The sequence below is a fragment of the Streptomyces sp. NPDC059567 genome, assembly GCF_042735655.1.
Taxonomy (GTDB): Bacteria; Actinomycetota; Actinomycetes; order Streptomycetales; family Streptomycetaceae; genus Streptomyces.
The window spans coordinates 93,619-105,391 of the sequence record NZ_JBHWBS010000002.1 but is presented as its reverse complement, the minus strand read 5'-3'; the positions used below and the strand labels follow the sequence as shown (position 1 = coordinate 105,391).

At 71.7% G+C, this 11,773-nt stretch carries 8 protein-coding genes; 4 read left to right on the top strand and 4 right to left on the bottom strand.

All coding sequences use genetic code 11. The features are described from left to right. Positions 1–109 precede the first annotated feature (109 nt). The 4 genes from ACFVZW_RS01865 to eccB form a co-directional block, all read right to left on the bottom strand. Positions 110–403 (bottom strand): WXG100 family type VII secretion target, encoded by a 294-nt coding sequence (locus ACFVZW_RS01865; protein ID WP_384515234.1) that lies wholly within the window; start codon positions 401–403, stop codon positions 110–112. Positions 404–464: 61 nt separating this feature from the next. Beyond that, positions 465–803 (bottom strand): WXG100 family type VII secretion target, encoded by a 339-nt coding sequence (locus ACFVZW_RS01860; protein WP_384515232.1) that lies wholly within the window; start codon positions 801–803, stop codon positions 465–467. Between the two features lie 192 nt (positions 804–995). After that, positions 996–2,246, bottom strand: a complete 1,251-nt coding sequence (gene mycP / locus ACFVZW_RS01855; protein ID WP_384515572.1) for a type VII secretion-associated serine protease mycosin — start codon at positions 2,244–2,246, stop codon at positions 996–998. Between the two features lie 13 nt (positions 2,247–2,259). Further along, positions 2,260–3,819, bottom strand: coding sequence for a type VII secretion protein EccB (eccB, locus tag ACFVZW_RS01850; RefSeq protein WP_384515229.1), 1,560 nt, complete (start codon positions 3,817–3,819; stop codon positions 2,260–2,262). 190 nt (positions 3,820–4,009) lie between these two features. Between eccB and eccE the strand changes: the two genes are divergently transcribed. The 4 genes from eccE (at position 4,010) to ACFVZW_RS01830 (ending at position 11,643) form a co-directional block, all read left to right on the top strand. Beyond that, entirely contained in the window at positions 4,010–5,329 is a 1,320-nt protein-coding gene (gene eccE, locus ACFVZW_RS01845) for a type VII secretion protein EccE (RefSeq protein ID WP_384515569.1), read from the top strand. Next, the gene (locus ACFVZW_RS01840) at positions 5,329–6,144 is read left to right on the top strand and encodes a hypothetical protein (protein WP_384515227.1); all 816 of its coding nucleotides are present in this window, start codon (positions 5,329–5,331) and stop codon (positions 6,142–6,144) included. The genes eccE and ACFVZW_RS01840 overlap by 1 nt, the downstream gene beginning before the upstream one ends. Before the next feature lie 226 nt (positions 6,145–6,370). Further along, the gene (locus tag ACFVZW_RS01835; RefSeq protein ID WP_384515224.1) at positions 6,371–9,598 is read left to right on the top strand and encodes an SCO5717 family growth-regulating ATPase; all 3,228 of its coding nucleotides are present in this window, start codon (positions 6,371–6,373) and stop codon (positions 9,596–9,598) included. A gap of 185 nt (positions 9,599–9,783) precedes the next feature. After that, a complete protein-coding gene (locus ACFVZW_RS01830) occupies positions 9,784–11,643 on the top strand; it encodes an ABC transporter substrate-binding protein (RefSeq protein ID WP_384515221.1) in 1,860 nt (619 codons plus the stop codon). Positions 11,644–11,773: the final 130 nt, after the last annotated feature.

Here is an 11,773-nt window from a genome sequence, read left to right as displayed (position 1 = left end):
CCCGCCTGCCGATGGGGGGGGGGGGGGCGCCTGTTCCGAGGCGGGGCTCCCCGGGGGGGGGGGGGCCCGCACGGCCCGGGCCCACCCCCTCACGCTTGTTCGCCGGGTCTCACATCATCATGCGGAACCGGGCCGCGTTGCCCTTGTCGGTGTCGCGGTAGCCGACGACGGACTCGTCGAGCAGCTGCGCGATCCGCTGCAGGTCCTGGTTGATGGCGGCCTGGTCCTTGGTGATGCGGTCCTGGCTCTCCGTGTAGGCGGTCTTCGCCTCACCCTCCCAGTTGGAGGCGACGCGGTTGACGTCGCGCATGAGGTCGGAGAGCTTCTGGGAGAGCTGGGAGGCGGTGAGGCGGACGTCGCCGGCCGCCTGCGTCACGGTGTCGTAATTGACGGCAGTCGTCATGTTCTTGGCTCCTGGAGTGAGAGATGCGCGAAGGCGGGAAGGAGAGGACGGGCCCTGAGGCTCAGGCCATGCCGAGGATGGCGCTCTGGCCCTGGCTGGTGTCGTCCATCTTCCGGAAGCCGCGGATGCGCTCCTCCTCTTCCTGCGTGAAGCCGTCGGCGCTCATCCGCATGAACTCCTCGAGCTTGATGAGCTCGACGCGCATGTTCTTCAGGCGCAGGTTCAGGTCGCCCTGCACCCGGTCGAACTCCTTCTGCGCCGCGCCCTGCCAGCCGGCCTGGATGCGGTCGACCACGCCGTTGAGCGAGGTGATGCGGGCCTGGATCTCGTCGTGGAAGTCCTGGATCCGGCCGGCGAGCTTCGTCTGTTCGGCACTGGTTACGTTCAGGTCTTTCGACATCTTGCCCCTTCTTCCTTCGGTGGCCTCGGGCGGTCCCTGCCGCCTGGCCTCCCGGTCGTGATTCGGACGGGAATCTCTTGATGCCGCCCCCGTGCTGGGTCACTGCTCTGCCGTGTCCCCGACAGCCACTCTAGCCATTTGGTACGACAGTTCCAACTGCAAAGGACTGAACCGATACTTGACCTTTGCGGGTCATCGGACGGCCCCGTGACGCCGCCGTCCGTCACGGATCACGATGGCCGTGCCGGCGACCACGGCCACCAGCACACCCCCGATCCCCAGCGCGTAGGTGGCGAGCCGTTCGGTGCGCTCCTGAGGCGTCTCCGTGACCGCCAGATGGGCCGCCTCGGGCGCCGGCGGTGCCGGCGGCCCGGGGTCCTCGGTCGGCGCCATCGGCTGCGGTTCGGGCGCGTCGGCGAGCGCCTTGACCGGGTCGACCACGCCCCAACCGACGTGGTTGTCGCGGCCGTTGACGGATCGTACGGCGGTCTGCTCGATACGGGCCACGACCTGGGCGGGCTTCCACTCCGGGTGCTTCGCGCGCAGCAGCGCGGCGACGCCGGCGACGTAGGGGGCGGAGAAGCTGGTGCCGTTGTCGACGCACTGGCCGCCGCCGGGGACGGTGGAGACCATGTCGACGCCGGGTGCCGCGATGCCCACCATGGTCCCGGACTGCGAGAACGGGGCCCGTTCGTTGTTGCGGTCGGAGGAGGCGACGGCGAGCACTCCGGGGAAGGCCGCGGGGTAGGTGCTCTTGAGCTTGCCGTCCATGCCGTCGTTGCCCGCGGAGGCGACGACGACGACGTTCTTCTCCAGAGCCCGGGCCACCGCCTTGCCCATCGAGGAGTCCGGGCCCTGGACCTGCGTGGTGTCCTGCGAGATGTTGATGACGTGGGCGCCCTTGGCGACAGCGTGGTCGATCGCCAGCGCCATCGTGTCGGACTTCCCGCTGTTCTTCTCGTCGTTCTGCCGGATCGGGATGATCGTCGCCTCGGGTGCGAGCCCGACGAAGCCGGTGCCGGAGCGGGGGCGGGCGGCGATGATGCCGGCGACCTTGGTGCCGTGGCCGACCTCGTCGACGGTGCCGTCGGTCTTGCCGCGCTGCTCGTCCCCGGCGCCCGGGTTCTCCTTGTCGGGCTTCAGGTAGTCCTTGCCCGCCTTGGCGTCCACCGCCGTCTTGAGCTGCGGGTTGACGTCGTCGACTCCCGTGTCGATGACGGCGACGCGGATACCCTTGCCCTTGGTGTCCTGCCAGAGCTCGTCGAGCAGGACCCGCTGGAGCGACCAGGGGATGCCCTCGATCTGCTTCTTCATCGGGAAGGTGCACTCGCCGCTGCCGTCGAGGAAGACGTCGTGCGGCGGCGCTGCCGCGACCGCGGGCGATGCGGCGAGGATCCCGGTGAGTGTCGTGGCGGTGAGCAGGGCCGCCGTTCGGTACGTCACCACTGCCACCTCCTTACGAACCCTGCGGCTGACGCGCGCTGTTGGTGTCGAGCCTCGGCCCCTTGGACAGGAACTCCGACCAGGTGATGGGGACGAGGAGCGGAGTGACCTTCTCGTAGCCGAGACGAGTCTGCGCCTCGCTCGGTTCCGGGCGGCCGTCGGTCTGCTTGCCGTCCTGCTCCCCTGCGCCGATGTCGGAGCGGGCCGCGTCGCTGTCGCCGTTGGCCTGCACCGCGTAGCGCAGACCGGTGTCGGTGACGAGGAAGAGCGAGCCGTCGGGCTTGGTCTGGTTGCCCTGGACCTGGGTGTAGAGCAGGCCACTGCCCGGGGTGACGTACGTGCTGGTGCCGCCGGCGGTGATCTCGGCCGGGTACTTCGTACCGGCCCAGGTGGTCAGCGTCGTACGGCCCTTGTCGTCGACCTGGTTGAGCACGCTGCACAGGGTGTCCCGGGCGCCCCCGCCGGTCACCGTGTTGACCTGCTCGGACTTGCGGGTGGGCCAGCGGTACTGGGCTCCGAAGGTGGCGGAGTCCGGGGTGAAGGAGGCCGCGTCGACCGTGGTCGCCTTGCCGTCCATGTCGAGGGCGTCGGTCTGCGGCGAGTTGATGAGCAGCCAGGCGGTGAAATCCGACACCGGCTGGACCTTGCCGGGCAGCACGACGTAGTGCTGCGGCCCGGAACCGGTCTGGCCGAGCAGCACCATGCCGACCCGGTCCTCGGTCTGGCTGAGGTTGCCGCCGCCGATGCCGGCCGGGTCGCCGACCTTGCCGGGGATCTGCGGGAACTCGATGGGGCTGCCGGTGTGCAGGGTGGCCAGCCAGTCGTCCGTGACCTGCTGGGGCTCCTTGTTGAGGCCGACGAGCGCCATGGTGAGACCGGCGGACTCGGCGGGGGCGCCGGGCACCAGGTACTTCGTGCCCCGGTGGTCGACGAGGTAGCGGGCCTTGTCCTTCTGCCCCTGGACGTACATCATCTGCCCGTCCTTGAGCTGCCCGCTGCCCTCGGTGCGCTTGAAGTCCCGCTGGGCGAAGACGAACGTGGCCTTCTGGACGCTGGCTCCCTTGCCGCCACCGGGCTGTTCGCACACGGCCCAGCGCTTGGCGGCGCCCGCCTCGTCGGCGGTCGGGAGCCGGTCGGGGGCGTACGGGATGCCGAGGATCGGGCCGCGCGGCGGGTTGCCCGCGTCGAGCAGCTTGTCGTCGACCTGGATGACCGAGAACTCCTGCGGCGTGAGCAGGAGCCGCGCCGAGGCCAGGTTGAGGACCGGGTGGAGCAGGGTCTTCTTGTCCTTGCCCTTGCCGGTGGAGAGCACGACGTACCGGGTGGTCGACTGCTTGCCGACGATCACCTTGGTGCCCGGCTTGTCCCAACCCTTGGGTGCCTTGGGGCTGAACATGCCCCAGGCGCCGAAGCCGGCGAGCACCACCGCGCCCACGATCAGGCCGGGGACGATCGCGCGCAACGGCCTCGGCGCCCCCTCCTCCGTGCCCGAGGGCGAAGGTTGGAGGAATGCGGCCACCGTGCGCTTCTTCGCAAAGGTGTACGCGTTGAGCTCATCCCGCCGTGATGCCATGAGTCCCCATTTTCGTCAGGCGCAGTCTTCACCGACGAGTCCGGGGGGCATGGCACCCGGGCCCCGGCTGTCGGACCGGCCCCCTACTATGCCTGCTGTCCGGTGGTGCTTGTGGGGCGGGTAGGGTGAACGAGCCGCCAAAGCCCTGGCGGGCCAGGGTGATCGGGACGAATTGGGGGGATTCTCCATGATGGCATCCGCTACGCGGACGCGGACGCGGCGTGCGGCGGCCGCACCCTCCTCGGCGCCTCCGGCGCAGACCTCGGCGGGCGCACCGCCGGCCGTCGCGCCGCGACTTCAGGCACGTCCGGGACACTTCGGATCGTTCCGATTGCAACAGCTCGTACTGATTGAGGTCGCGGCGGCGCTGCTGCTCGTGGCCTGGGTCGTCGAACCGTTGCTGCTGGTGCCCGCCGGTGTCGTCGCCGCGCTGCTGGTCCTGCTCGCGGTGGTGCGCAGACACCGCCGCTCGATGCCGGAGTGGCTCGCCACCTACCTCGCCCTGCGCACGCGTACGCGCCGGGCCGCCTCGCTCGTCCTCCCGGAGGGCACGGAGCCCGGCCTCGCGCCGGTCGTGGAGTGCGATCCCGCGCTGCGTACCTACGCATACAGCGACCGGGACCGCCGGCCGGTCGGGATGGTCGGCGACGGCACGTTCCTCACCGCGCTGGTGCGCGTCGAGTCGGAGGCCACGGCGCTGCGTCCGGACCGCGCGGCACGGCCGCTGCCCGTCGCGCTCGTCCGGGACGTCCTGGACGTGGACGGGATCAGGCTGGAGTCCGCGCAGATCGTGCAGCACACGCAGCCGGCGCCCGCCCCGCATCTGCCGGAGCAGTCGATGGCCAAGCGGAACTACGCCCCGCTGCAGGCTCAGACGGGTTCGCCGGCGCTGCGGATCACCTGGGTGGCGCTGAAGCTGGACCCGGAGCTGTGCCCGGAGGCGGTCGCCGCCCGCGGCGGTGGCATGGAGGGCGCGCAGAAGTGTGTGGTGCGGGCCGCGGACCAGTTGGCGAGCCGGCTGGCCGGCGCCGGGTTCAAGGCGACCGTGCTCACCGAGCAGGAGCTGATCGCCGCGCTGGCGACGTCGACGTGCGCGAGCCCGATGGCGATCGCGCAGGCGGGACGCGGCCAGGCGCAGGCGCGGCGGACCCAGGAGACCGCGCGGACCTGGCGGGTCGACGACCGTCGCCATACGACGTACTGGGTGGGGCGCTGGCCTCAGCTGGGCAGCACGGGTGGCGCGGGTGCGTCGATGCCGCAGCTGATCGCGCTGCTGACCTCGCTCCCGGCGCTCGCGACGACGTTCAGCCTGACGCTGAGCGGCGGTGACCGTCAGGAGGTGACGGTGGCCGGGCACGTACGGATCACCGGCCGCAGCGACGAGGAGCTGGTGGCGGCGCGGCACGAACTGGAGCGTGCGGCGCGCGGGGTGAAGACGGGTCTGGTGCGGCTCGACCGCGAACAGGTTCCGGCCATGCTGGCTTCGCTGCCGCTCGGGGGTGCGCGCTGATGTCCTTCTCCACCACGCCTTCTTCTTCGCCTTCTCAGCCTTCTCCCGGTCGGGGTACGGGCGCCGGTGCCGGCAGACGTGGCACTTCCGGACGCGGTGCGGGGAGACCGTCGAAGCCCCGATTCGGCTTCGGGCTCGTCGGGCCGCGCCGCGACCGGCATGCGGTACCGCTGGAGCAACTCGGCGCGCTCGGCCTTCCGGTCGGCGACGACGGCATGGTCATCGGCGTGGACGCCGAGGGCCGGCCCGCGGTGCTCGGCATCAACCGCCCCACTCCGTACGACGTGACGCTGATCGGCGGCTTGTGGACGGCGCAGGTCATGGCGCTGCGCGCGGCCGCGACCGGAGCACGGGTGGCCGTGGAGACCGGCCGGGCGCAGGCGTGGACCGCGCTCGCGCAGGCCGCGGGCGGCGGTCAGCCGTGCATCACGCTGCACGACGTCGGCCGCGTCCCGCCGCAGGGCGCGTCGGCCGGCAGTCCGGTGGTCGTGGTGCGGGACTGCGGAATGCGTCCGCCGCGCGGCCGCGTCGTGTCCGGCCCCTGGCAGTCGGTGGTGACGCTGCTGCCGTACCTGAGCCCGGTGGCGCCGCGTCTGCTGGAGAAGTCCTCGCTGGTCGGTGTCCAGCGCGTGTCCCCGGACGAGGCCGCGCAGATCGGCCGCATCATGGGGCTGCCGCGAGCGGAGTCGGAGGCGCTGTCGACGCTCGCCGACGGCGTGACCCTCTGGTGCACGCCGAGCGACCGGCAGTTCGTGATGACGCAGGCGACGGACGCCGAGACCGGATTGTTGGGCAGCGCGCGCCGGATGGACTGACGGCACGACATTTTCCCATCCCGTCCATTTTTGTACGGGTTTGAATCGCCACGTGATCACCTGGGGTTCACTCTGCGGTGCCGGTAGGTCACTTGGGGGCGAGACGTGATCTACGGGACAGGCGTGGGCGGGCAGCCGGGCCTGCCCCACGGACACGGTTGGCGTTTAGGGTGGGTTGGGCCCGCCCACGACAGCACAAGGGTGCGCGACCACACCAGGAGGCAAAGTGAACGGCGATCGGGACGAGATCCACGGGGGTTGGAATCCACCCGCCGATGATCAGTCCGACGCGGATCCCGCCGAGATGACGGGTGAGTTCACCATCGACTACACCCCTCCGGCCTGGTACACGCAGAACGCGTCGGGATCGGCCGGCTCCGGGACTTCCGGCGGCGCCGGTGGCGCGACGCCCCCGCCGCCGAGCGGTGCGCCCGTTGCCGTTCCGGGGCTTCCGGCGGGCAGCGGGTACGAGCCCAACTGGGCGCCTCAGCCGCCGGTACCGCCGGCCTCCGCCCCGGTGGCGCCGGCCCCGGCCGCTCCCGCGCCGGTCACTCCCACCCCGATCGCACCGGCCCCGGCCGCTCCCGTGATGCCGGATCCGGCACCGGTCGCGCCGGCCGTGCCCGCCGACGGTGGGTCGTTCGGGGGCGGCGACCTGGAGAGCGGCGCCACCATGCGCTTCTCCCCCGCCGCGCTGAAGCGCGAGATGGCGGAGATCTCCGAGCGCGCGGCAGCGGCCTCGGCCGAGAACGCACACGGCGCGGAGACCGGCTCGGGCGCCGCCTCCGGTGGAGCGGCTGACGGCGCGGCGGACACCGGTGCCGGTGCGGGCACGCCATCCGCGTCCGACACCCACGGCACTCCCGCCGCGGCCCCGACCGGATCCGAGGGCGGATCCGCCGTATCGGGCGACCAGAGCATCGGCGTTGCCGAGGGTGGCACCCCCGTTCTGCCGGAGGAGGACGCGCCGGCGGCCATCGGCGCCCCCGCGGTGGAGCCTTCGTCGGCGGACTCCGAGGGGTCCGCACCGGCGGACGACGCGACGGGCGCGGCGGCGGAGGCCGACGAGGTGCCCGGCGTCCCGGCCCTGCCGGCGGGCGAGTCCCCCCAGCAGGACGCGTCCGACGCCGGCGTGCGCGCGGCGCTCGCGCTGCCCGCCGCCGACGCTCCGTCGGACGACGCTCCGTCGGACGAGGCGCATGACGGCGCCGCGCTCGCGCTGCCGGCCGCCGGCACGCCCGAGGACGCCGCTCCCGCGGCCGCCGAACCCCAGGACGCGGTCCCCGCCGCTCTGCCGCCTGCCCTGCCCCCGGCGCCCGAGCCGTGGAGCCCCGCCGCGCCGCAGGGCGGTGCCGCGCTGCCTCCGCTGCCGCCGTCGTTCCAGCCCGCGGCCCCCTCCGCGGCGCCGCAGTGGCCCGCCCCGGCTCCCACGGGCGACCAGTCGGTGCCGCCGGCGGCCCCGCTGCCGGCCGCCGCCTCCTGGCCGGCCCCGACGACCCCGAACGCGCCCGTACCGCCGCAGGGAACCCCGGGCGGTTACGGCTTCCCGCAGCCCGGTCAGCCGCAGCCCGCGCCCGTCCCGCCGCAGGGTCAGGGCGCCTACGGGTTCCCGAACCCGGCCCTGCAGCCGGCGCCGCAGAACCCCGAGGCCGCCGCCCCGGCCCCGCAGGGTGGCTACGGCTTCCCGCACCCGGGCGCCCAGCCCGCGCCGCAGGCACCCGACGCCGGCACGCCGGCCCCGCAGGGCGGGTACGGCTTCCCCCACCCGGGAACCCCGGGTGCCCAGCCCACCCCCCAGGGTGGCTACGGCTTCCCGCACCCCGGCGCGCAGCCCGCGCCGCAGGCACCCGACGCCAACGCCCCCGCCCCCCAAGGTGGTTACGGCATCCCGCAACCCACCCCCCAGGGTGGCTATGGCTTCCCGCACCCCGGCGCTCAGCCCGCGCCGCAGGCACCCGACGCCAACGCCCCCGCCCCGCAAGGTGGTTACGGCATCCCGCAGCCCGCCCCCCAAGGTGGCTACGGCTTCCCGCACCCCGGCGCCCAGCCCGCACCGCAGACCCCGCCGGTGCCCGGCCAGATGCAGCCGGACCACCAGGTGCCGCACCAGGCGCCCGTGCCCCCGCAGGCGGGGCAGCCGCCGGTCGATCCGCGGACCGGGGCCGCCTGGCCCACCGCGGTCACGCACGACCAGCGCGAGCGCTCCGTGCCCGGTGCCCCGCTCGGGTACAACGCGGCCGTGGAGCTCTCCTCCGACCGTCTGCTGCGCAACAACAAGCAGAAGGCCAAGTCCAGCCGGAACCCCGGCGCCTCGGCCCGCTTCAAGCTCGGCGGCAAGAAGGAGGAGGCCGAGCGGCAGCGCAAGCTCGACCTGATCCGTACGCCGGTCCTGTCCTGCTACCGGATCGCGGTCATCTCCCTCAAGGGCGGTGTCGGCAAGACCACGACGACCACCGCGCTGGGCTCGACCCTGGCCACCGAGCGGCAGGACAAGATCCTGGCGATCGACGCCAACCCGGACGCGGGCACGCTCGGCCGCCGGGTGCGGCGCGAGACCGGGGCCACCATCCGTGACCTCGTGCAGGCGATCCCGTACCTCAACTCGTACATGGACATCCGCCGCTTCACCTCGCAGGCGCCCTCCGGTCTGGAGATCATCGCCAACGACGTGGACCCGGCCGTCTCGACGACGTTCAACGACGAGGACTACCGGCGCGCGATCGACGTGCTGGGCAAGCAGTACCCGATCATCCTGACCGACTCCGGTACGGGTCTGCTCTACAGCGCGATGCGCGGGGTGCTCGACCTCGCCGACCAGCTGATCATCATCTCCACCCCGTCCGTGGACGGTGCCTCCAGCGCGTCGACGACGCTCGACTGGCTCTCCGCGCACGGATACGCGGAGCTGGTGCAGCGCTCCATCACGGTCATCTCGGGAGTCCGCGAGACCGGCAAGATGATCAAGGTCGACGACATCGTGCAGCACTTCCAGACCCGCTGCCGCGGGGTGGTGGTCGTGCCGTTCGACGAGCACCTGTCGGCGGGCGCCGAGGTCGACCTCGACATGATGCGGCCGAAGACGCGCGAGGCGTACTTCAACCTGTCCGCGATGGTCGCCGAGGACTTCGTGCGGGCGCAGCAGGCGCAGGGGCTGTGGACCGGTGACGGCCAGGGCGGCGTTCCGCCGCACATGGCCCCTCCGATGCCCGGCCAGCCCGGTCAGCCGATGCCCGGTCAGCCGTACGGCGGTCAGCCGGCACCCGGTCAGCCGTACGCCCCCCAGGCTCCGCAGCCGGGTCAGCCGTACGGGGGTCAGCCGGGTCAGCAGCCTTATCCGCAGGCACAGCCGCAGCCGTACCCGCCGCAGCAGCCCTACCCGCAGCAGCCCGGTCAGCCCGGTATGCCGCAGGGCTGGCAGCAGCCTCCGCAGGCACCGCCAGCCCCTCAACAGTAAGGCGTCAGAGGACTGGACCAATGAGGCTCCGCACCGGCTCCCCGGTGCGGAGCCTCTTGGCATTCCCGCAGCCCACAAGGGGTTTGAGTCATCGTTGACGCCGCTCCGTCACCGCTGATAAACCTTCGCTTCACCAGTTGGCGCCCCAAGATCGACGACAGAACCCCAACGCGAGGTCACGTCCCATGGTCAAGGTCACGAAGGTTCCCTCCCGCCCGGTCGCCCCCCGAAGACTCCCCCGGCTGCTCCTCGCCGCAGGTGTCGCCGCCACCACGCTCGTGGTCGCGCCGCAAGCCACCGCCCAGACCACCGCCCGAGCCGCCGACGGAAACACCACGCTCACCGTCGCGGTCTCGCAGAGCGTCGACTCCCTGAGCCCCTTCCTCGCGCAGAAGCTCGTCTCCACCAGCATCCACCGGTTGGCCTACGAGTACCTGACGAACTACGACGCGAACGACGCCAAGCCGATCCCGGGCCTGGCGACCGAGTGGAAGTCCTCCCCCGACAAGCTGACGTGGACGTACACGATCCGCAAGGACTCGAAGTGGTCCGACGGGAAGCAGGCCACGGCCGAGGACGCCGCCTGGACCTTCAACAAGATGATGACGGACGAGAACGCCGCCACCGCGAACGGCAGCTTCACGTCCAACTTCAAGACGGTCACCGCGCCCGACCCGCAGACGCTCGTCATCGAGCTGAAGAAGCCCCAGGCCACGATGACGGCGCTGGACGTGCCGATCGTGCCCAAGCACGTCTGGGAGAAGGTCGGCGACTTCTCGAAGTTCAACAACGACCAGCAGTTCCCGATCGTCGGCAACGGCCCGTTCGTCATCACGGACTTCAAGGTCGACCAGTACATCAAGCTGAAGCCGAACAAGAGCTTCTGGCGTGGCACACCCAAGTTCGACGAGCTGGTGTTCAAGTACTACAAGGACGGTGACGCGGCCGTCGCCGCGCTGCAGAAGGGCGAGGTCTCCTTCGTACCGAACCTGACGCCCGCCCAGGCCACGGCCCTGAAGTCCGCGAAGAACATCAAGGTCAACGACGCTCCCGGCCGGCGCTTCTTCGCCCTGGCCACCAACCCGGGCGCCCGCTCCAAGGACGGCAAGACCTTCGGCAACGGCCACAAGGCGCTGCTCGACCCGGTGGTCCGCAAGGCGCTCTTCCTCGCCGTGGACCGGACCACGATCGTCGACAAGGTCTTCCGGGGCCACGCCGTCGAGGGCGAGGGCTACATCCCGCCGCGCTTCGGCTCGTACTTCTGGAAGCCGGAGGCCGCGCAGAAGCTGACCTACGACCCGGCCAAGGCCGGGCTCCTCCTCGACCAGGCGGGTTACAAGAAGAACGGCGACGGCAAGCGGGTCGGCAAGGACGGCAAGGCGCTGGACTTCCGGATCCTGTGTCACGCCACCGACCCGAACGACAAGGCGATCGGCAAGTACCTCCAGGAGTGGTGGGGCGAGCTCGGCATCGGGCTGAAGGTCGAGTGCCTCGACAACGTCGGCGACCCCTGGACGAAGGGCGACTACGACCTCGCCTTCGACGGCTGGTCGGTCAACCCCGACCCTGACTACGTCCTGTCGATCCACACCTGCGGCACCCTGCCGGCGACCCCGAAGGACTCCGGGGCGACCGACAACTTCATCTGCGACAAGCAGTTCGACGCCCTCTACGCGCAGCAGTCGGTGGAGTACGACGCCGCCAAGCGGGCGGATCTGGTCAAGCAGATGCAGTCACGGCTGTACGACACCGGGTACATGAATGTCATGGCGTACCCGAACGCACTCGAGGCGTACCGCACGGACCAGATCAAGTCCATCACGACGATGCCGGCGGCCGCCGGCAATCTCTACGGCCAGGACGGCTACTGGAGCTGGTGGTCGGCCGTTCCCACCACCGTTGCCGCCGGCTCCTCGGCCGACGGCGGATCGAGCGGCTCGGACAGCGGCGTGATCATCGGCATCGGTGCCGCCGTGGTCGTCGTGGTCGGCCTCGGTGTCTTCCTCGGCATGAAGCGCCGGTCCACCGCCGACGACCGCGAGTAGTCCGTGACGACAGCAAGCACACCCGCCGACGGTGGGGGGGCCCGCTCTGGGGCGCCCCCCGCGGCGGCGCCGCCCCCCCCCCGACCCCCCCCCCGACGACGCCCAGGGGGCGGGGAGCGGGGGGGCGGCG